The 18883-nt window shown below is 60.1% G+C and carries 18 protein-coding genes and 3 pseudogenes; 11 read left to right on the forward strand and 10 right to left on the reverse strand.

Annotated elements, in window-relative coordinates; all coding sequences use genetic code 11:
* Positions 1-300: 300 nt before the first annotated feature.
* Together LIX91_RS14900 and LIX91_RS25850 are read right to left on the reverse strand one after the other, a co-directional pair.
* Positions 301-1428, reverse strand: coding sequence for a methyl-accepting chemotaxis protein (locus tag LIX91_RS14900; RefSeq protein WP_410524755.1), 1128 nt, complete (start codon positions 1426-1428; stop codon positions 301-303).
* Between the two features lie 6 nt (positions 1429-1434).
* Positions 1435-1926 (reverse strand): annotated as a pseudogene (locus LIX91_RS25850) (MCP four helix bundle domain-containing protein); the annotation flags it as partial.
* Between the two features lie 411 nt (positions 1927-2337).
* Between LIX91_RS25850 and LIX91_RS14905 the strand changes: the two are divergent.
* Together LIX91_RS14905 and LIX91_RS14910 are read left to right on the forward strand one after the other, a co-directional pair.
* Entirely contained in the window at positions 2338-2571 is a 234-nt protein-coding gene (locus LIX91_RS14905; protein ID WP_003316169.1) for a hypothetical protein, read from the forward strand.
* Entirely contained in the window at positions 2568-2870 is a 303-nt protein-coding gene (locus LIX91_RS14910; RefSeq protein ID WP_003316170.1) for a cell division protein ZapA, read from the forward strand. Before LIX91_RS14905 ends, LIX91_RS14910 begins: the two co-directional genes overlap by 4 nt.
* Positions 2871-2895: 25 nt before the next feature.
* Here the strand turns inward: LIX91_RS14910 and LIX91_RS14915 are convergent, their stop codons facing one another.
* Both LIX91_RS14915 and LIX91_RS14920 read right to left on the reverse strand, forming a co-directional pair.
* Positions 2896-3609, reverse strand: coding sequence for a PolC-type DNA polymerase III (locus tag LIX91_RS14915; RefSeq protein WP_003420003.1), 714 nt, complete (start codon positions 3607-3609; stop codon positions 2896-2898).
* Positions 3606-5540, reverse strand: a complete 1935-nt coding sequence (locus LIX91_RS14920; protein ID WP_226488734.1) for a DUF294 nucleotidyltransferase-like domain-containing protein — start codon at positions 5538-5540, stop codon at positions 3606-3608. Before LIX91_RS14920 ends, LIX91_RS14915 begins: the two co-directional genes overlap by 4 nt.
* Positions 5541-5771: 231 nt before the next feature.
* Here LIX91_RS14920 and LIX91_RS14925 point away from each other — a divergent pair, with 231 nt between their 5' ends.
* A complete protein-coding gene (locus tag LIX91_RS14925; RefSeq protein WP_003411861.1) occupies positions 5772-6218 on the forward strand; it encodes a response regulator in 447 nt (148 codons plus the stop codon).
* A 66-nt stretch (positions 6219-6284) separates the two neighbouring features.
* On the opposite strand, the gene LIX91_RS14930 is transcribed toward LIX91_RS14925, so the two are convergent.
* The gene (locus LIX91_RS14930; protein WP_226488697.1) at positions 6285-8462 is read right to left on the reverse strand and encodes a malate synthase G; all 2178 of its coding nucleotides are present in this window, start codon (positions 8460-8462) and stop codon (positions 6285-6287) included.
* 323 nt (positions 8463-8785) lie between these two features.
* Here LIX91_RS14930 and LIX91_RS14935 point away from each other — a divergent pair, with 323 nt between their 5' ends.
* Entirely contained in the window at positions 8786-9304 is a 519-nt protein-coding gene (locus LIX91_RS14935; RefSeq protein ID WP_226488698.1) for a glycine cleavage system protein R, read from the forward strand.
* Positions 9305-9323: 19 nt separating this feature from the next.
* Here the strand turns inward: LIX91_RS14935 and LIX91_RS14940 are convergent, their stop codons facing one another.
* The 4 genes from LIX91_RS14940 to LIX91_RS14955 all read right to left on the reverse strand — a co-directional run bounded on the left by LIX91_RS14940 (position 9324) and on the right by LIX91_RS14955 (position 12429).
* On the reverse strand, positions 9324-9626 hold the full coding sequence (locus tag LIX91_RS14940) for an XRE family transcriptional regulator (protein ID WP_003393594.1): 303 nt from the start codon (positions 9624-9626) through the stop codon (positions 9324-9326).
* Positions 9626-9979 carry a type II toxin-antitoxin system RelE/ParE family toxin gene (locus LIX91_RS14945; RefSeq protein ID WP_024649925.1) on the reverse strand — a complete coding sequence of 118 codons (354 nt, stop codon included), beginning with the start codon at positions 9977-9979 and terminating at the stop codon, positions 9626-9628. The genes LIX91_RS14940 and LIX91_RS14945 overlap by 1 nt, the downstream gene beginning before the upstream one ends.
* A 264-nt stretch (positions 9980-10243) precedes the next feature.
* Entirely contained in the window at positions 10244-11131 is an 888-nt protein-coding gene (gene rarD / locus LIX91_RS14950) for an EamA family transporter RarD (protein ID WP_003419995.1), read from the reverse strand.
* Between the two features lie 323 nt (positions 11132-11454).
* Positions 11455-12429 carry a serine/threonine protein kinase gene (locus LIX91_RS14955; RefSeq protein WP_011269177.1) on the reverse strand — a complete coding sequence of 325 codons (975 nt, stop codon included), beginning with the start codon at positions 12427-12429 and terminating at the stop codon, positions 11455-11457.
* Positions 12430-12623: 194 nt separating this feature from the next.
* On the opposite strand from LIX91_RS14955, the gene LIX91_RS14960 reads away from it, so the two are divergent.
* From LIX91_RS14960 to LIX91_RS14985, 6 genes are read left to right on the forward strand one after another with little or no spacing between them, the layout of a single operon-like run.
* On the forward strand, positions 12624-13643 hold the full coding sequence (locus tag LIX91_RS14960) for a substrate-binding domain-containing protein (RefSeq protein ID WP_046236650.1): 1020 nt from the start codon (positions 12624-12626) through the stop codon (positions 13641-13643).
* The gene (locus tag LIX91_RS14965) at positions 13627-14628 is read left to right on the forward strand and encodes an ABC transporter substrate-binding protein (RefSeq protein WP_003411850.1); all 1002 of its coding nucleotides are present in this window, start codon (positions 13627-13629) and stop codon (positions 14626-14628) included. The genes LIX91_RS14960 and LIX91_RS14965 overlap by 17 nt, the downstream gene beginning before the upstream one ends.
* Entirely contained in the window at positions 14628-15395 is a 768-nt protein-coding gene (locus LIX91_RS14970) for an ABC transporter permease (protein ID WP_226488699.1), read from the forward strand. The genes LIX91_RS14965 and LIX91_RS14970 overlap by 1 nt, the downstream gene beginning before the upstream one ends.
* Positions 15392-16186, forward strand: coding sequence for an ABC transporter permease (locus LIX91_RS14975; RefSeq protein WP_226488700.1), 795 nt, complete (start codon positions 15392-15394; stop codon positions 16184-16186). Before LIX91_RS14970 ends, LIX91_RS14975 begins: the two co-directional genes overlap by 4 nt.
* Positions 16183-17214 carry an ABC transporter ATP-binding protein gene (locus tag LIX91_RS14980; RefSeq protein WP_003411847.1) on the forward strand — a complete coding sequence of 344 codons (1032 nt, stop codon included), beginning with the start codon at positions 16183-16185 and terminating at the stop codon, positions 17212-17214. Before LIX91_RS14975 ends, LIX91_RS14980 begins: the two co-directional genes overlap by 4 nt.
* A 25-nt stretch (positions 17215-17239) precedes the next feature.
* A complete protein-coding gene (locus LIX91_RS14985; protein ID WP_103697279.1) occupies positions 17240-18073 on the forward strand; it encodes a phosphodiesterase in 834 nt (277 codons plus the stop codon).
* Between the two features lie 268 nt (positions 18074-18341).
* Here LIX91_RS14985 and LIX91_RS14990 read toward each other — a convergent pair.
* A pseudogene (locus LIX91_RS14990) lies at positions 18342-18512 on the reverse strand (alkaline phosphatase PhoX); the annotation flags it as partial.
* On the opposite strand from LIX91_RS14990, the pseudogene LIX91_RS14995 reads away from it, so the two are divergent.
* Positions 18512-18646: pseudogene (locus LIX91_RS14995) on the forward strand (phosphodiesterase); the annotation flags it as partial. The pseudogenes LIX91_RS14990 and LIX91_RS14995 sit on opposite strands and share 1 nt — an antisense overlap.
* Positions 18647-18883 lie beyond the last annotated feature (237 nt).

Raw genomic sequence — 18883 nt, forward strand, 5'->3', positions numbered from 1 at the left:
TCGCTCCTACGGCCTGCGGTCAGAAGCTGAGGATCCCGGTTTGCTTCTGCCCGAAGGGTGTGAGCGTTTTTCGTGAACAAGTTCGCTCCTACGGCCTGCGGCCAGAAGCTGAGGGATCGCAGTCTGCTTCAGCCCTTAGGGCGTGAGCATTTTTCGCGAACAAGTTCGCTCCTACGGCCTGCGGCCAGAAGCTGGGGATCACGGTTTGCTTCTGCCCGAAGGGCGTAGGAGCGAACTTGTTCGCGAAGACTGGCTTTCACACAACGTAGCTTCCGGAAATAAAACGCCCGTTTTCAAGCATCAAAGCGCGAAGCGCGCCACCATGCCGTTAAGGTCGATTGCCAGGCGTGACAGCTCGGTGCTGGCTGCGCTGGTCTGGTTGGCGCCGTTGGTGGATTGTGCCGAGAGGTCGCGGATGTTGACCAGGTTGCGGTCCACTTCGCGGGCGACTTGTGCCTGTTCTTCGGCGGCGCTGGCGATGACCATGTTGCGTTCGTTGATCTCTTCGACCGCGCTGTTGATGGTGTTCAGTGCCTGGCCCGCGCCCTTGGCGATGTTCAGGGTCGATTCGGCGCGTTCGGTGCTGTGGCGCATCGAGCTGACGGCCTGTTCCGTGCCGGTCTGAATGCTGCTGATCATGCGTTCGATTTCGCTGGTCGATTGCTGGGTGCGGTGGGCCAGGGCACGCACTTCGTCGGCGACGACGGCAAAGCCACGTCCTGCTTCACCGGCGCGCGCGGCTTCGATGGCGGCGTTCAATGCCAGCAGGTTGGTCTGGTCGGCCAGACCGCGAATCACGTCGAGCACCTTGCCGATATCACGCGACTCATTGGCCAGGCTGATGATCAGCTCGGCAGTGCCTTGCACGTCGCCACTCATGCGCTCGATGGCGCTGACGGTTTCCTGAACCAGGTCGCGGCCATCGCCCGCAGAGGTCGCCGCGCTGCGTGATGCCTGCGAGGTGCTGGTGGCGTTGCGCGCCACTTCTTCCACAGCGCTGGTCATCTGGTTGACCGCAGTGGCAGCCTGCTCTATTTCGTCGTTCTGCTGCACCAGCCCGCGTGCGCTTTCGTCAGTGACAGCGTTCAGCTCTTCGGCTGCCGAGGCCAGTTGCGTCGCCGAGCCGGAAATACCCTGCAAGGTATCGCGCAGCTTGTCCTGCATGGTTTTCATGGCCAGCAGCAGACGACCGGCTTCATCGGTACCGTCGATACTGATCGGCTTGGTCAGGTTGCCTTGCGCGATGGTCTCTGCTGCAAGCAATGCGGTGGCGATCGGCGTGGTGATGCTCTTGATCAGCATCCAGGCAAACACGAGGGTCAGCAGCGTGGCGGCGATCAGCAACCCGATCACCATGTTGAATGCCGAGTAATACTCGCGGGAGGCCTGTTCCTTGACCTCATTCAACTGCGCCGTATTGATATCCACCAGCTTGCGCAGCACAACGTTCATCTGGTCGGAGTTGCTGACCATTTCGTTGTTGAGCAAGCCCTGTAATTCGTCGATGTTGTTGGCACGGGTCAGCGTCTTCAGACGCTCTTCAAGCTGGCGATACTGGCCCAGCAACTGCACGTACTGGCCATAGAAATTGCGCTCGTCGGGGGTGCTGATCAGCTTCTCGTAAACGGCCTGAGCGTCAGTGATCTGCTTGTTGCGCATCGCCATCAGTTCGATGGTTTTCTGTTGGGTTTCCGGATCGCGGTTGACCAGCAATCGGTACGACAGCACCCGCAGACGAATACTGACTTCAGCGAAGCGATCGAGGCTCTTGATGCTGGGCACATTGCTGTCGGCCAGCACCTCGGTGGCGCTGCGGATCTTGCTCATCTGTGACAGCGCAAAGACGCCCAGAATCAGCATGAGGGTGCCGATCATGGCAAATCCAAGAAACGCTCGGGGCGCGATGTTCATATTTCGCAGGGACATAGAAAGCTTCCAGGGTCATTTACGCGTTCCATGCGATTTAGAAACGGGGATAAAGCCGTAAGTGGGGTGCCTATCGGACGTGCGACTAAAGTCTTGAGCCGATAGGCACGTATTGGGCGTGACTTAATCGTGACGATTTCTTCATTTCTCTCGCGGGTCGGGCGCAAACCCTTGAAAAGACGGGGCGTAGGCTTTTTCCGAGATGGCAGTCTGCCCATTGCCTGCGCGCATTTGTCGCAGTTTCAGACGGTCTGACGAACAGCAGGAACCGGATAACGAATAAGGAGTCACAAGCCCCCTACGCGTCTACGTTATCGATGTGTCGATGTGATGACAGAGCGGTGAGCGCTGGTATGCGCAGCGACTTTTCTTTATCGTACGCGCCCGTTGAAATTTGCTCGAGAAATCAAAATGTTGGAAGCCTCCCTTAGCCAATTGGAACAACTTGTCGGCGATCTGGTGCAGCAGAACCAGGCCCTTCAGGAAACAAATGCACAGCTCGGTGCCGAGCTGGCAAAAGCCAAGGACGAGAACGAGAACTTGCAACTGAGTCTGATGGAGCAGGAAGAGAAGCATGGCAGCACTGCCGCGCGCATACAGGCACTGGTTGATCGCGCGACCAGCGCAAGTGCTGTCGGCGCATGAACGTCGATGGCAGCGGTGTAACCGTTCTCACCATTCTGGGCAATGAGTACTCGGTCAAGGCGCCGGCTGGCGAAGACCTGACTCTCATGAAGGCCGCTGCGATGCTCAATGCGTCGCTGGCCGACACCAAGCGCAAATACCCGACGTTGATCGGTGACCGTCTGCTGGTACTCGCAGCGCTGAATCTGTGTTCGCAGCAGATCGAGCTTGAGCAACTGCATAAGGTCGAGCTCAAGCGCTACCGGGAGCAGGTCGAAGCGACGGTGGATGTGATCGCCAAGACCATCGCCCCGAACTGAACGTGAGGCGCTGACGCAGTCGCAGTCAGAACGAATGCGACTGTCTGCGCCTGCGCCATTGCCCGAGTGCTTCCTCCAGCCGCAAGGGGCTGTCGATCTGCTGACGACGGGCGTGGCTGAACAGGATCAGCGCCAGTTCTGCGGTAACCAGCGCATCGGCGCTGGCATGGTGACGCTGTTCGGCATGCAGACCAAAGAAACGGGTCCAGTCATCCAGCCCGGCATGACGCAGGTTGGCGTGCTCGCAGAGCATCGGGGCTATTTCGGCGGCGTCGAAAAACGCATGCTGCAAACGATAGCCCAGGCTTTCCTTCAAGGCGCGTGACAGCATGTGCTGATCGAATGGCGCATGAAAGCCGAGAATCGGGCTGTCACCGACGAACTCCATGAAGTCCAGCAAGGCTTCGACCGGCTCACTGCCAGCGGCAATCGCGCTGGGCGCCAGCCCATGAATCAGAACGGCCGGACTGAGCTTGTGGTCGACGCGCAACAGCGTGCGCTCGAACTGCTGGCCCAGATCGATGGCGCCGTCTTCAATCACCACCGCACCAATGGACAGCACCTGATCACGGTTCATATTCAGGCCGCTGGTTTCCAGGTCGAGCACGACCCAGCGCTGTTCACGCAGTGACGTGTCGCTGAGGTTCGCGCACACCGGCAGTCGTTCGAGGCGCTCCAGCTGATGCGCGTGCAAGGGTGTCTTTTTCGGCCGTGGTTTGAGCCATTCGAACAGATTCATAGTTGATAACGCAGGGTCAGGCTGGTTTGCAATCGCTGCGCCTGGCGAAACGATTCGCGCAGAATGCGCCGGTCCAGATGGTTGAGTGTGTCGGGGTCGATGCGGTTGGAATACGCCAGATTCTGGCGGCTCTGCAGTTGGTGCTGCTGCATGCGGGTCTGCTGAATGAAGTGATAAGCCTCCTCATACGCGGCACCGTCGAGCGGGTCGATGACTTCGCGCTCGACCAGTTGGCGCAGACGTTCCTGCGTATTGTTGACGCCGATACCGTTGGCCAGCGCCAGCAGGCGCGCCCCGTCGACGAAGGGCGTCAGGCCTTCGACCTTGAGGTCCAGGGTGTCCTTTTCACTGCCTTTGCGGGCCAGCACGAAATCCTTGAAGCGACCCACTGGCGGACGCTGGCGCAATGCGTTGTCGGCCATCATGCGCTGGAACAGCCGATTGTCTGCGACCTGATCGAGAATGCTGCGGCGCAGTTGCTCGACGCCACTTTCATCCCCCCAGACCACGCGCAGATCGAAATAGATACTCGAGGCCAGCAGGTTCTCCGGCGTCGCCTCGCGAATGAACGTCGAGAAGCGCTGCGACCATTCGAGCCGGGACAGGCACAGGTCGGGGTTGCCGGCCATGATGTTGCCCTTGCACAGGGTAAACCCGCACTGCGCCAGGCTTTGGTTGATGCGTTCGGCAATCGGCAGCAGTACATTGCGAATCTGCGCTGCCTCGGCCGCGTCACGCGCTTCGAACAGAATGCCGTTGTCCTGATCGGTATGCAGCGTCTGCTCGCGACGGCCTTCGCTGCCAAAGCACAGCCAGCTGAAGGCAATGCCGGGGTCGCCTTTCTCTGCAAGCGTCAGCTCGATCACCCGGCATACGGTGTGGTCGTTGAGCAGGGTGATGATCTGGGTTATCTGGGTTGAAGACGCGCCATGGGCGAGCATGCGATCGACCAGCTGGACGATATCGCCGCGCAAGCCGGCGAGCGCTTCGATGCGTGGCGCGTTGCGGATGGTCCGCGCCAGGTGCACCAGGTCGACCCGTTGCAGAGAAAACAGATCCCGTTCCGAGACCACGCCGCACAATCGCCCGTCGCGGACCAGGCACACGTGGGCGATGTGCCGCCCGGTCATGGCGATGGCGGCGTCGAAGGCACTGGCGTCCGGGCTCAGGTGGAAGGGTGACAGGCTCATGGTGTGCCTGACCGGCGCGCTGAAGTCGGCATTCACATCAGCAACCGCTTCACGCAGGTCGCGCAGGGTAAAGATGCCCAGCGGCGACTGCCGCTCGTCGACAATCACGATGCTGCCTACTTGCTGCTCGTGCATCAGCCGCACGGCGTCGCGCATGGGCGTTTCCGGGCTGCACATCACCGGATGGCGCATGGCAAGCTCACCCAGCCTGGCGTTCAAAGAGTACTGCGTGCCGAGGGTTTCGACGGCGCGCTGCTGGACCTGCTGATTGACTTGATCCAGCAGGCTGCTGACACCGCGCAGGGCAAAGTCGCGAAAGGTTGTGGAGAGCGCGAACAGCTTGATGAACGCCTGCTTGTTCAGTTGTAGGCAGAAGGTGTCCTCGGCAGCCAGATGCTCGGTGCGCGTGGCGCGCTCGCCGAGCAGGGCGGCGAGCGGAAAACACTCGCCTGTGGTGATTTCAAATGTCGTTTCCGTACCGCCTTTGACAGAATGCGGACGCTCGCCGACGATGCGACCCTGCTTGACGATGTAAAAGTGCTCCACCGGTCCGTCGCCAGGCTTGATGATGCTTTCACCGTCAGCATAGAAGCGCAGCTGACACTGCTCGACCAGATACGCCAGATGAGCGTTTTCCATCTGATTGAACGGCGGGAATTTTTGCAGAAACTGCATGGTGCCGTGTATGTTCTGCAGCACGGCTGTCTTGCCTGCCTGGGTGAAAGCATCTGCCTTGCTCATGGCCTGTTCCGCGTTCTTGTTATTGGTGCTCATGGTCGGCCGCTTGCAGCCAGGTGCCCATTGGACGTAAGTCTTACCTTGAACCCCGTGACACCGCCGTGCTGCTTGCGGCATAACTGATTTGACGAGCGCAATGGATTGCGAGCGAAGACTGGCCAGGATGCCGACGAAATGCATCGCAGATTGACCCGTATCTGCTGTCGGATTAGTTCAGGGAATGATGAGACTGCAATGATTGACCACGATATTCTGAGCGACGATGAGCGCGATGCCCTCCATGAGGTCATGCTCACGCCCGACCGCGACGCCCCGCAACGGGTCCTGATCGTCGATGACGACAGCGACGCGCGCGAGCTGCTGGCCGAAATTCTGAGCCTCAATGACATCAGTTGCATGACCGCGCCTGGTGGCGATACCGCGCTGCAGATGATCCACTCGCGTCAGTCCATCGGGCTGCTGATCACCGACTTGCGGATGGCGCCTTTTGACGGGCTTGATCTGATTCGCAAGGTTCGTGAGTCGGATCGCGCCGAGCTGCCGATCATCATCGTGTCCGGCGACGCCAACGTGCGCGATGCTATCGATGCCATGCACCTGAACGTGGTGGACTTCCTTCTCAAACCGCTCAATACCAAGCAGTTGGTGAAGCTGGTCAAGCGGGAATTGGGGATAAGTTGAGGCGGTGAGCCGTTGCAGGTTCTGGTCCGGCGAGGACCAGACCCTGCAAGGAAAGTGTGCGACGCGTTACAGGCCGTTGATGGCCTTGAACTCCCGACGGCGACGATGCAGTACCGGCTCGGTATAGCCATTAGGCTGTCGCGTGCCTTCGATCACCAGTTCGACCGCCGCCTGGAAGGCGATGTTGCTGTCGAAGTCGGGTGCCAGCGGGCGATACAGCGGGTCGCTGGCGTTCTGGCGGTCCACCACCGGGGCCATGCGCTTGAGGCTTTCCAGGACCTGAGCTTCGCTGACAACGCCGTGACGCAGCCAATTGGCCATGTGCTGGCTGGAGATGCGCAGCGTGGCGCGGTCTTCCATCAGGCCGATGTCGTTGATGTCCGGCACTTTCGAACACCCCACGCCCTGATCGATCCAGCGCACAACATAACCAAGAATGCCTTGTGCGTTGTTGTCCAGTTCGTTCTGGATTTCTTCCGGGGTCCAGTCCGTGTTCGGTGCCAGCGGAATGGTCAGAATGTCATCCACCGAGGCTTGCTCGCGCTGCGCCAGTTCGGCCTGACGGGCGAACACGTCGACTTGGTGATAATGCAGGGCGTGCAGCGCAGCGGCCGTAGGCGAGGGGACCCAGGCGGTGTTGGCGCCAGCCAGTGGATGAGCGATTTTCTGCTCCAGCATGGCGGCCATCAGGTCCGGCATGGCCCACATGCCTTTGCCGATCTGTGCACGACCTTGCAGGCCGCATTTCAGGCCGATGTCGACGTTGGAATTCTCGTAGGCAGCGATCCACTTCTCGGCTTTCATCTGGGCCTTGCGCACCACCGGGCCCGCTTCCATGGAGGTATGGATTTCGTCACCGGTGCGGTCGAGGAAGCCGGTGTTGATGAACACCACGCGCTCGCTGGCGGCCTGAATGCAGGCTTTGAGGTTGACCGTAGTGCGGCGCTCCTCGTCCATGATCCCGACCTTCAAGGTGTTACGCGGCAAGCCCAGTACCTGCTCGATACGCTCGAACAGTTCGTTGGTGAACGCCGCTTCCTCCGGGCCGTGCATCTTCGGTTTGACGATGTACATCGAACCGCTGCGGCTGTTGCTGCGCGAGGTGTTGCCGTTGAGGTTGTGGAGGGCGGCGAGGCTGGTCAGCAGGCCATCGAGAATGCCTTCCGGCACTTCGTTGCCGTGTTTGTCGAGAATCGCATCGATGGTCATCAAGTGGCCCACGTTGCGAATGAACAACAGCGAGCGGCCGTGCAGGGTGACTTTGCCGCCCTCTGGCGTGGTGTAGACGCGGTCCGGGTTCATGGTACGGGTAAAGGTTTCTCCGCCCTTGGACACCGACTCGGCCAGATCGCCCTTCATCAGGCCCAGCCAGTTGCGGTAGACAACCACTTTGTCGTCGGCATCCACAGCGGCGATGGAGTCTTCGCAGTCCATGATGGTGGTCAGTGCAGCTTCCATGAGGATGTCTTTCACGCCCGCCGGATCGGTCTGACCGACCGGGCTGGCGGCGTCGATCTGCAGTTCGAAGTGCAGACCGTTGTGCTTGAGCAGCAAGGCAAACGGCGCCAGGGCATCGCCTTGAAAACCCACAAGTTGGGCGTCATCGTGCAGGCCGGTATTGCTGCCACCCTTGAGACTGACGACCAGTTTGCCGTCGATCAGCTTATAAGCCGTCGAGTCGGCATGTGAACCTGCTGACAGGGGCGCTGCCTGATCGAGAAAGGCGCGAGCGAACGCGATCACCTTGTCGCCACGCACCTTGTTGTAGCCTTTACCCTTTTCCGCGCCGCCTGCTTCGCTGATGGCGTCGGTGCCGTAGAGCGCGTCATACAGCGAACCCCAGCGGGCGTTTGACGCATTGAGCGCAAACCGGGCGTTCATCACCGGCACGACCAGTTGCGGGCCGGCCATGGTGGCGATTTCTTCATCGACGTTTTGCGTGGTGATCTGGAAATCCGCTGCTTCTGGCAGCAGGTAGCCGATCTCCTGAAGGAAGGCTTTGTAGGCCGAGGCGTCGTGAGCCTGCCCGGCGTGCGACTGGTGCCAGGCGTCGATTTTCGCCTGTAACTCATCACGTTTGGCGAGCAGTGCCTTGTTCTTTGGCGCAAGGTCGTGGATCAGTTTGTCCGCACCAGCCCAGAACGCAGTGGCGTCGACGCCGGTTCCGGGGGTGGCTTCGTTCTGCACGAAGTCGAACAGGACTCTGGCGACTTGCAGGTCACCGACTTGAACGTACTCAGTCATTGCACTTGCCTCACTCTGCTCAGCAGGGTCGAGCACACTCGGGGAGCGCTCTGTTATTGATCCGGGTGTCATGTAGTGCGCGATTCGGGATACTACATGAGCCGCCGTCGCGTGAAAACTTCGCTGAATATGTCACTAAACGACCGGATATTCATATCGAGTCACGATGATTATTCACCGTGTTCCCAGAAACGCTCAGGATTGTTCCATAAAGCGTGGCAAACGGTACACGATTTACCGCGAGCGAGCTGCCCCCAGGGCATGCCTATACTGGCATGACCGACGCTGTCTCCAAACCATCTGTGCAGAAAGAGGAATTGACCGTGGATCATCTCGTCGTAACGCTGGTTGCCCCCGATAAACCGGGCCAGGTCGAACGCATCTCGAAGTGCATTGCCGAGCATGGCGGCAACTGGCTGGAAAGCCGCATGTCGCGCATGGCCGGGCAATTTGCCGGGATTCTCAAGGTAGGTGTCGAGGCGGAAAAGTATGACGACCTGATCAAGGCGCTGAACGGCCTGTCAGCCCATGGCATCCGCATGTTGCTGGCCGAGAGCGTGGTCGAGACGTCCGGTACCACCCGCCTGATCAGCATGGAACTGGTCGGCAACGACCGCCCCGGCATCGTGCGTGACATCACCCGCCTGCTGGCCGGGCAGGGCGTCAATGTCGAACACCTGATCACCGACGTGTCCCCTGCGCCCATGAGCAGCGAACTGCTGTTCCAGGCCAAAGCAGTGCTGGGCGTCCCGCAGGACTTGTCCCTGGATGACCTGCAGATGGCGCTCGAGACCCTGGCGGATGATTTGATGGTGGAGTTGGTGCTGGGAGCCAAGGAGTAAGTTCGACGACTGGTTTTATTCAGTTGTGGACTGCTTCTCGCTCTGGTACCAGCCTGACTTCTACACGTTGCCCCAGCGCTCTTGCTGCGCTGGCCAGCGTCGCAAGAGTCATTCCTGGATCGTTTTGATCCAGAGCCCTGTCCACTGCCGTCCGGCTTGTGTGCATACGCTCGGCAAGGGCCTTCTTGGTCACCTTTTGCTGTTTCATGACTTCGGCGATCTGCCAAGAGATGACTCGCTTCAGAGCTGCGGCAGAAACCTCCTCGGCAAAACCTTGCTCGGCAAGGAAGTCATCGAAGTCGGAGCCAATGTGCTCGTTCATTACCTTTTCCTCTTCAGTGCTGCCTTGCGCTGTCTGGCAGTTTCCAGATCGGACGCAGGAGTTTTTTCACTTTTTTTGATGAAGCCATGAAGCAAAACCATTGTGCGGGCTTCGACGGTAAACAGTACTCGTGCAATCTTTTCCTTCAAATCAATTCTGACTTCCCAAAGGTCTGGCTCCATTTTACGGACCACAGGCATACCTATTGGCCATCCGAACTGGACCGTCTTGATGTCAGTGCCGACTGCCTTACGATCGTCGCGTGGCAGATCGATCAGCCATTCACGTACAGGTTCATTACCTGTTTCGGTCCGGAAAAACTTGACGGTCAAAGTGGGCGGGAGATTACTCATGTTTGGAGTGTACCAAAAAATGTGCATAATTCAATGCTTGGAAAGGTGTCCGGGTTATCCAAGTTAATCGTGCACCTGCCTGTGGATAACCTGGGGGAATACCGATGCGCGCCAAACCCGCCGTGGCCTGGCGTGTATTGATCAAAAATTCAACAGTTTCAAGGGCTTGTGCACAGATAAGGTCAGTCTGCCTGTGGATAACCTTTGGAGAACCTCTTGCAGCCCACGTGCTGCGTGGTCTGCGAGGTGTTGACTGTTTTTTGATCAGTGACGGCCGCGGGATTTCAGCCAGATATCCACACTGTAGATCGCCAGCCCCGCCCAGATGAAGGCGAAGGTAATGATGGTGCTGGTGGTCAGGTGTTCGCCATACAGCAGCACGGCCAGCAGCAGGACCAGTGTGGGCGCGATGTATTGCAGGAAGCCCAGGGTGGTGAAAGGCAAGTGGCGGGCGGCGGCGTTGAAGCACACCAGCGGTACCAGCGTGACCGGGCCTGCGGCGGCGAGCCAGATGGCTTGCGTCGTGGTCCAGAATTCTGGCTGGGCGCTCACTGCCGTCGGGTTGAGCGTCAGCCAGATCAGCGCCAGCGGCACGAGCATCCAGGTTTCCACCACCAGGCCGGGCAGGGCGGCGACCGGGGCTTGCTTACGGATCAGCCCATAGAACGCGAAGGTCAATGGCAGCGCTAGCGACACCCATGGCAGGCTGCCAACGTGCCAGACCTGCTGGGCGACACCAATGGCGGCGAAAGCGACTGCCAGCATTTGCAGGCGTCTGAGGCGCTCCCCCAGCAGCAACACGCCGAGCAGGACGTTGACCAGCGGGTTGATGTAATACCCGAGGCTGGCCTCCAGCATGCGCCCGTTGTTCACTGCCCAGACGTAGATGATCCAGTTGCTGGCGATCAGCGTACCGCTCAGCGCCAGCACGGCCAGGCGTTGCGGATTGTCGCGCAGGTCGCGCCACCAGCCGGGATGCTTCCAGAACATCAGCACAATCGAGCCGAACAGCGCCGACCAGAGCGCGCGATGGATGATGATCTCGATGGCCGGAACCGCGGCGATGGCTTTGAAGTAGATGGGGAACAGGCCCCAGATGATGTAAGCACTCAGGCCCAGAATGTATCCACGGCGTGGATTGGCAGCTTGCATGGAGCGTCCCTTTAGTACAGAAATTTCCGGTTTTATTATGGGGTGATGCAGTGGGTGGTTTTGATTGTACTGACGCTGGAGCGCTCGATGTTATACACAGGTTCGACTGATCACGACATTTGTGCCGCGCCGCTCGCTCAGGATCGGACGCAGAGCGTCGCACTATAGTTGAGATTATCGTTCCTCACGCTCCAGCGTGGGAATGCCTTGAGTGACGCTCCGCGTCACAGATTTGCGCCGCACCGGACATTCAGGATCGGACGCGGAGCGTCCAGAACTGGATGCGACGCGGAGCGCCGCACGATAATCTGGGACTCATCAGGTCAAAACAGTTTCAACGGCTCTTCATTCAGTGCGGCCATCTGCTCACGCAGGGCCAGGATATGGTCGCCCCAGTAACGCTCCGTACCGAACCACGGAAAGCTGTGCGGAAAGGCCGGGTCATCCCAGCGACGGGCCAGCCAGGCGCTGTAGTGCATCAGGCGCAGGGCCCGCAGCGGTTCGATAAGGGCCAGTTCGCGTGGATCGAAATCATGGAATTCGTTGTAGCCGTCCATCAGCTCCGATAGCTGACCCAGACGTTCCTGGCGGTCGCCGGCCAGCATCATCCAGATATCCTGGACGGCAGGGCCAAGGCGGCAATCGTCCAGATCGACGATGTGGAACATCTCGTCGCGGCACATCATGTTGCCGGGGTGGCAGTCGCCATGCATGCGGATGTTGGTGTGCGGTGTGGCTGCGTAAACGTCTTCGACACGCTTGAGCAGGTCGCGGGCCACCGACTCGTAAGCCGGCAGCAGGCTGCGCGGGATGCAGTCGTTTTCCAGGAGGAAATTGACCGAATCATGGCCGAAGTTCTTCACGCCCAGGGCTTCACGGTGGGCGAACGGTTTGGTCGAGCCGACGGCATGCAGACGCCCCAGCAACTGGCCCAAGCGATACAGCTGATCAAGATTGCCCGGCTCCGGCGCTCGTCCACCGCGGCGCGGGAACAGCGTGAAACGGAACCCGGCGTGCTCGAACAGGGTGGCGCCGTTGTGCACCATGGGCGCGACCACCGGCACTTCGACCTCGACCAGTTCAGCAGTGAAGCTGTGCTCTTCAAGGATGGCTTCGGTGGTCCAGCGCTGTGGGCGATAGAACTTGGCGATCAGCGGTTGGCCGTCTTCGATACCGACCTGATACACGCGGTTTTCGTAACTGTTGAGCGCCAGGATGCGGGCATCGCTGAGAAAACCGATGCTTTCGACAGCATCCAGAACCAGATCGGGAGTAAGTGTTGCAAACGGGTGAGCCATGACTACTCCTGCGCGCAGCAGGTTGCCGCGTCGGACCGCTGATGGTAACGCAGACCGGTCCCGCTTCGCCAAACCCCTTCCGTTTAATCTGCCCTCGGGCTCTTTTGTCATCAAAAAGTCATGAGTCGTTAGCGAGATAGCCATGTTCGACGCCTAAAGTTGCCGTCAATGAGATCGATCTCAAGCGAGCGACAATGACTGATCTGAAAGAGGTAGCGCATCTGGCCGGGGTTTCCCGAGCCACGGCGGCACGTGCCTTCGCAAGCCCCGACGTCGTGCGCCTGGAGACCCGCGAGCGAGTATTCGCCGCAGCCCGCGCCCTGGGTTTTCGCCCCAATCGGCTGGGCCGCCAGTTGCGTCTGCAAACCACCAACCTGATTGGCGTGGTGGTGCCCAACCTGCTCAACCCGGTGTTTGCCGAGCAGTTTCAGGCCATGGAGCGGGCGGCGCGGGCGCGGGGTTATAACCTGCTGCTGGCAACCACCGACTACACCGCAGAGCGTGAAAGCGCCGTGGTTGAAGAGTTGTTGCGTCAACGGGTCGACGGGCTGGTGCTGACGGTGACCGACGCCGAGCACAACCGGGTGCTGCAAAGCCTGATCAATGAAGACACCCCGTTCGTGCTGGCCTATCACCAGACCGGCAATCCGGATTACAGCGCGGTGTCTGTGGATAACCGTGCGGGCATGGCGCTGGCTACTCGATACCTGATCGATGCAGGCCATCAACGAGTCGCCATGGTCGCAGGCCCGGCCATGCAGTCCGACCGCGCCCGACTGCGTTATGAAGGCTATCGCGACGCCATGGCCGAGTGTGGGCTTGAAGCGCGACCGGTGATTGAAATGCCTGCTCATACCAGCGCCGATTTCGCTGCACTGGAACCCCTGTTACGTGGCCCGGACGCGCCCAGCGCGCTGGTTTGTTCCAACGATTTGCTGGCCATCAGCCTGATTGCCGAATTACGCCGCAACGGCTGGGCCGTTCCCGAGCGCCTGTCGGTAATCGGCTTCGACGGCATCGCCCTCGGCACGCAGATGCACCCGACCTTGTGCAGCGTGGTTCAGCCCATCGCCGAGCTGGCACACATCGTCATCGACCAATTACTGGCACGGATTGCTGGCGCAGTACCTGTTTCTCATTGTCTGCCGTGCCACATCCGGCCCGGCGAAAGCACCCAGCCCTACCAGGAGATGCTTCATGCTCAGCCTCAGTAAAACCCTCGCGGCACTGCTGTTATGCGGTGCGGCCAGCCTCGCCCAGGCCGCCGAAACCGCCATCTGCTACAACTGCCCGCCCGAATGGGCCGACTGGGGAACGCAGCTCAAGGCGATTGCCGACAGCACCGGTGTGCAGGTGCCGCTGGACAACAAGAACTCCGGCCAGGCCTTGGCGCAAATCGTTGCCGAGCAAGCCGCGCCGGTCGCTGACGTGGTCTATTATGGCGTGACCTTCGGCCTGCAGGCGCAGAAGGCCGGCGTGGTCGACACCTACAAACCCAAGCACTGGGACGAGATTCCGGCAGGCCTGAAAGACCCTGAAGGGCATTGGTTCGCCATTCACTCCGGGACCCTCGGCATCATGGTCAACGTCGACGCACTGGGCGGTCTGCCGGTGCCGCAAAGCTGGGCGGATCTGCTCAAGCCCGAGTACAAGGGCATGGTCGGTTATCTCGACCCGTCCAGCGCGTTCGTCGGTTACGTGTCCGCCGTGGCGATCAACCAAGCCATGGGCGGCACGCTGGACAACTTCGGTCCGGCCATCGACTACTTCCAGAAACTGGCGAAAAACTCGCCCATCGTGCCCAAGCAAACCGCCTATGCACGCGTGCTGTCCGGCGAGCTGCCGATTCTGGTCGACTATGACTTCAATGCCTATCGCGCTCGCTACAAGGACAAGGCCAACGTCGCCTTCGTGATTCCCAAGGAAGGCACCATAGGCGTTCCGTACGTGATGAGCCTGGTGGCCAAGGCGCCGCATCGTGCCAACGCCGAGAAGGTGCTGGACTTCGTATTGTCCGACGAAGGGCAGGCGCTGTGGGCCAAGGCCTATCTGCGCCCAGTGCGCTCGAAAATGCCTGCCGAAGTGGCTGCACAGTTCCTGCCGGACAGCGATTACGCCCGCGCCGGTGTGGTGGACTACCAGCACATGGCCGCGGTGCAGGAAGCTTTCGCTGCCCGTTATCTGCGTGAGGTGAAGTAATGTCGGCCTCGCCGGAACAAGCGCTGCCTCTGCGCAAGGGCGGATTTTTCAAGCTGCGGCTGCGCCCGACCGCTGCGGTGGCGCTGGCCCCGGCGATGGCCGTATTGCTGGCATTCTGGCTGCTGCCGCTGACCCACCTGATCATGCTTGGTACGCGAGGATCTGATGGCAATGGCAGCGGTTACTGGCAGGTCCTGAGCAGTGCTCAGTACCTCGGCAGTCTGCTGCAAACCTGCCTGCTGGCGCTGGTGGTGACGCTCGCGGCGTTGCTGGTCGGCTTTCTGGTGATTCTGCTGGCCGGTCGACAGGGCATCTTCGCCGCGCTCGGGCTGCACCTGGCGGGCGAGCGCTGGGTGTTCGCCTACTCGCTGACCGGGTTATTCATCGGCTATCTGTATTTCTCGATTCCGCGCGTGATTCTGACAGTCATGGCCGCTTGCGAAAGCCTGGACCGCAGTCTTGAAGAAGCCGCGCATTCGCTGGGTGCCGGTCATTGGCGGGTGGTGTGCGATGTGATCATTCCGGGGCTGGCGCCCGCGCTGGTGTCCTGCGGCGCGATCTGCTTCGCCACGTCGATGGGCGCCTTCGGCACGGCCTTTACCCTGGGCACGCGCCTGAACGTCACGCCGGTAGCGATCTACAACGTGTTCACCAATTACGCCAACTTCACCGTGGCCGCTGCGCTGTCAGTCATCCTCGGGCTGGTGACGTGGGCAGTGCTGTTGCTGGCGCGTCGTATGGTCGGTAAATCGGGAGTTGTCCTGTGAAACGTTCACCGTTGTTCGTGGCGCAACTGGCGTTCACCCTGTTGGTCTGTGCGTTCATGCTGGTGCCTGTGGTGCTGTCGCTGCTGGCCGGCCTGACGCGCAATTATTTTCTCGGTCTGTCGAGCGGTCTGACCTTCGACTGGCTGGTGCAGGTCTGGCAGGCCTATTCACCCACCGTCTGGCTGTCGTTGCAATTGGCCGTGGCGTGCGCTATCTGCGTGTGCCTGGTGGGTGTCCCGGCAGCGTATGCGCTAGTGCGCATGAACAATCGCTTCAGCCGGGCCTTCGAGGAATTGATGGTCTTGCCCGTCGCCATGCCCGGTCTGGCCAGCGCCCTCGCGTTATTGCTGACCTACGGCCAGTTCGGCGGCTTTCGCAGCAGCTGGTTGTTCATTCTGGTCGGCCATGTGTTGTTAACCCTGCCGTTCCTGGTGCGCCCGGTCATGGCGGTGATGCAGCGTCAGCAACTGCCGGTGCTTGAAGAGGCTGCCGCCAGTCTGGGCGCCGGGCCGATCAAGCGTTTCTTCAGTGTGGTGGTGCCTAATTGCCGGGCCGGGATTCTTGCCGGTGTGCTGATGGTCGTGACCCTGTCACTGGGCGAATTCAACCTGACCTGGATGCTGCACACGCCGATGACCAAAACCCTGCCGGTCGGTCTGGCCGACAGTTACGCCTCGGCGCGACTGGAAGTCGCCAGCGCCTACACCCTTCTTTTTCTGTTGCTGATTGTGCCGCTGCTGATTGCGTTGCAGGCCATCAGCGCGCGTCTTGCCCGTGGAGAGAGCCGATGAGCGGAACCACCATTCGCCTGAAAGGCTGCCGCAAGGCATTTGCCGACGGCACCGTTGCTGTAAAGGATCTGCACCTGACCATCGAGCCCGGCGAAACGCTGGCGATTCTCGGTCCGTCCGGTTGCGGCAAGACCACCACCTTGCGGCTGATTGCCGGGCTTGAACGTCCGGACGTCGGGCAGGTGTTGTTCGATGATCAGGACGTGACACGTCTGCCCATCGAGCGGCGCGACGTGGGCATGGTGTTTCAGAACTACGCGTTGTTTCCCAACCTCGATGTGGCCGGCAATATCGTTTACGGCCTGAAGATTCGTGGTTTGTCGGCTGCCGAGCGCAACAAGCGTTGCGATGAGTTGCTGGAACTGGTCGGGTTGACCGGCCACGGCAATCGCCGCGTCAACGAGCTGTCTGGCGGGCAGCGCCAACGGGTGGCTCTGGCCCGGGCGCTGGCGCCGCGTCCTCGGGTGCTGTTGCTCGACGAACCGCTGGCGGCACTGGATGCGCAGTTGCGCGAGCGCTTGCGCAGTGAGCTGGACCAGTTGCTGCGTGGGCTGGGCATCACCTCGGTGTTCGTCACCCACGATCAGGGCGAGGCAATGGCCCTGGGTGACCGGATTCTGGTCATGGAAAAAGGTTGCGTCTCGCAATTGGCGACGCCGAGGGAAATCTATCAACAGCCTGCCAATGCGTTCGTCGCCGGGTTTGTCGGCAATCTGAACGCGTTCAGCGTAGTCGAGCGCACCCCGTCAGGCCTCAAGGTGAGCGGTGGCGAGCTGCCGTGGCACGGGGCTGACGTACCGGGCACGGTCTACTGCCGCCCCGAGCACCTACGTTTGATGTCTGGAAACGGCCATCTTCATGGGCGCCTGGTCGGGCAGTTTTTTCAGGGCGCGCAAAGTCGCTTACTGGTCGATGTCGGGGGCCCGCAGCCGCTGCTGGTGGACAGCACCGACAACGTGATTTACGCCGCCAACGCAGTCATTGCCTTGAGTGTCGACCCGCAAGTGCTGTTTACCCTGCATTCGTGAAATCGTTTTTCGTAGAGAGATTATTTTGAATCGTCCGTTTCTTATTGCCCAGATCAGTGACCTGCACCTTAAAGCCGACGGCCGCCTGACTTATGGCGTGGTCGACACTCTGGGTGCGTTGCGCCGCGCGGTCGCGCACATCAATGCCAGCAAGCAGCGCCCCGACATCGTGGTGATCAGCGGTGACCTGGTGGACTTCGGTCGCGAGGACGAATACGCCGTGCTCAAGCCGGAGCTGGAACGTCTGCAGATGCCGTTTTATCTGGTGCCCGGCAATCATGACGATCGACAGAACCTGCTGGCTGCGTTTGCCGAGCAGGTGTACCTGCCGTTGTCGGCCAGCGGGCCTCTGGACTGGGTGGTTGAGAAATACCCGGTGCGTCTGATCGGCATGGACACGACCATTCCCGGCGAGCATGGCGGGCAACTGGATTACTGTCAGCTGGACTGGTTGCACGCGCAGCTGTCACGTCGTCCTTATGTGCCGACCGTGATCGTCATGCACCACCCACCGTTCATTACCGGCATAGGGCACATGGACCGCGAACCCTTCGGCAACGCATCGGCGCTGGAGCGCGTGATCGCCCAGCATCCGCAAGTGGAGCGTTTGCTGTGCGGACATTTGCATCGACCGATGCAACGACGTTTCGGAGGCAGCGTGGCGAGCATCTGCCCGGGCACCTCACACCAGATCGTCCTCGACCTCGACGAAGCCGCGCCTGCACATTTCAATCTGGAACCGGCAGGCTACGTGCTGCACCGCTGGCAATCGGAGCAGGGGTTTGTCAGCCATAACGCTGTGTTCGGCGACTATGAAGGGCCGTACCCGTTCTACGATGTGAACGGGTTGATTGATTAATTGATTGCTCATCGCTCCCACGCTCTGCGCCCGGCGTGATACTCGAGTCTTGATGAGCCCGGAAAGCGGGGCTCGACGCGCAGTATCAGGCGGAGTAAAGATCCTTGTGGGAGTGAGCTTGCTCACGAAGACGGTGTTTCAGTCGATGCATCTTCGACGATCATACAGCCCTCTTCGCGAACAAGTTCGCTCCCACGGCCTGCGGCCAGAATCAATAGCAGACCTTTATATAACGATGAGCGATCTGCGTCCTTTTCCTGATTGCCGATCAGGCGCCGATAACGCCGCCATCTTCCCGGGTGATGACCATCACCGATGAGCGCGGTTTGCCGTTGGGCAAATGCTCGGGGAAGGTAGAGCCGCCGTTCTCACCGGGATGCTGGATGCCGATAAACATCGTCCGGTAGTCAGGCGCAAAGCTGATACCGGTGATTTCGCAACTTCAATCTGGAACCGGCAGGCTACGTGCTGCACCGCTGGCAATCGGAGCAGGGGTTTGTCAGCCATAACGCCGTGTTCGGCGACTATGAAGGGCCGTACCCGTTCTACGATGTGAACGGGTTGATTGATTAATTGATTACTCATCGCTCCCACGCTCTGCGCCCGGCGTGATACTCGAGTCTTGATGAGCCCGGAAAGCGGGGCTCGACGCGCAGTATCAGGCGGAGTAAAGATCCTTGTGGGAGTGAGCTTGCTCACGAAGACGGTGTTTCAGTCGATGCATTTTCGACGATCATACAGCCCTCTTCGCGAACAAGTTCGCTCCCACGGCCTGCGGCCAGAATCAATAGCAGACCTTTATATAACGAT

This window comes from Pseudomonas sp. B20 (genome assembly GCF_020515755.1).
Taxonomy (GTDB): Bacteria; Pseudomonadota; Gammaproteobacteria; order Pseudomonadales; family Pseudomonadaceae; genus Aquipseudomonas; species Aquipseudomonas syringae.

Bases quoted from the DNA above. Each gene is read 5' to 3' on its own strand.
- LIX91_RS14970 (WP_226488699.1), top strand. From the start codon at position 14,628: ATGTCGGCCTCGCCGGAACAAGCGCTGCCTCTGCGCAAGGGCGGATTT.
- LIX91_RS14980 (WP_003411847.1), top strand. From the start codon at position 16,183: ATGAGCGGAACCACCATTCGCCTGAAAGGCTGCCGCAAGGCATTTGCC.
- LIX91_RS14960 (WP_046236650.1), top strand. From the start codon at position 12,624: ATGACTGATCTGAAAGAGGTAGCGCATCTGGCCGGGGTTTCCCGAGCC.
- LIX91_RS14905 (WP_003316169.1), top strand. From the start codon at position 2,338: ATGTTGGAAGCCTCCCTTAGCCAATTGGAACAACTTGTCGGCGATCTG.
- LIX91_RS14930 (WP_226488697.1), bottom strand. From the start codon at position 8,462: ATGACTGAGTACGTTCAAGTCGGTGACCTGCAAGTCGCCAGAGTCCTG.
- LIX91_RS14915 (WP_003420003.1), bottom strand. From the start codon at position 3,609: ATGAATCTGTTCGAATGGCTCAAACCACGGCCGAAAAAGACACCCTTG.
- LIX91_RS14925 (WP_003411861.1), top strand. From the start codon at position 5,772: ATGATTGACCACGATATTCTGAGCGACGATGAGCGCGATGCCCTCCAT.
- LIX91_RS14965 (WP_003411850.1), top strand. From the start codon at position 13,627: ATGCTCAGCCTCAGTAAAACCCTCGCGGCACTGCTGTTATGCGGTGCG.
- LIX91_RS14920 (WP_226488734.1), bottom strand. From the start codon at position 5,540: ATGAGCAAGGCAGATGCTTTCACCCAGGCAGGCAAGACAGCCGTGCTG.
- LIX91_RS14940 (WP_003393594.1), bottom strand. From the start codon at position 9,626: ATGAACGAGCACATTGGCTCCGACTTCGATGACTTCCTTGCCGAGCAA.
- rarD (WP_003419995.1), bottom strand. From the start codon at position 11,131: ATGCAAGCTGCCAATCCACGCCGTGGATACATTCTGGGCCTGAGTGCT.
- LIX91_RS14955 (WP_011269177.1), bottom strand. From the start codon at position 12,429: ATGGCTCACCCGTTTGCAACACTTACTCCCGATCTGGTTCTGGATGCT.
- LIX91_RS14945 (WP_024649925.1), bottom strand. From the start codon at position 9,979: ATGAGTAATCTCCCGCCCACTTTGACCGTCAAGTTTTTCCGGACCGAA.
- LIX91_RS14910 (WP_003316170.1), top strand. From the start codon at position 2,568: ATGAACGTCGATGGCAGCGGTGTAACCGTTCTCACCATTCTGGGCAAT.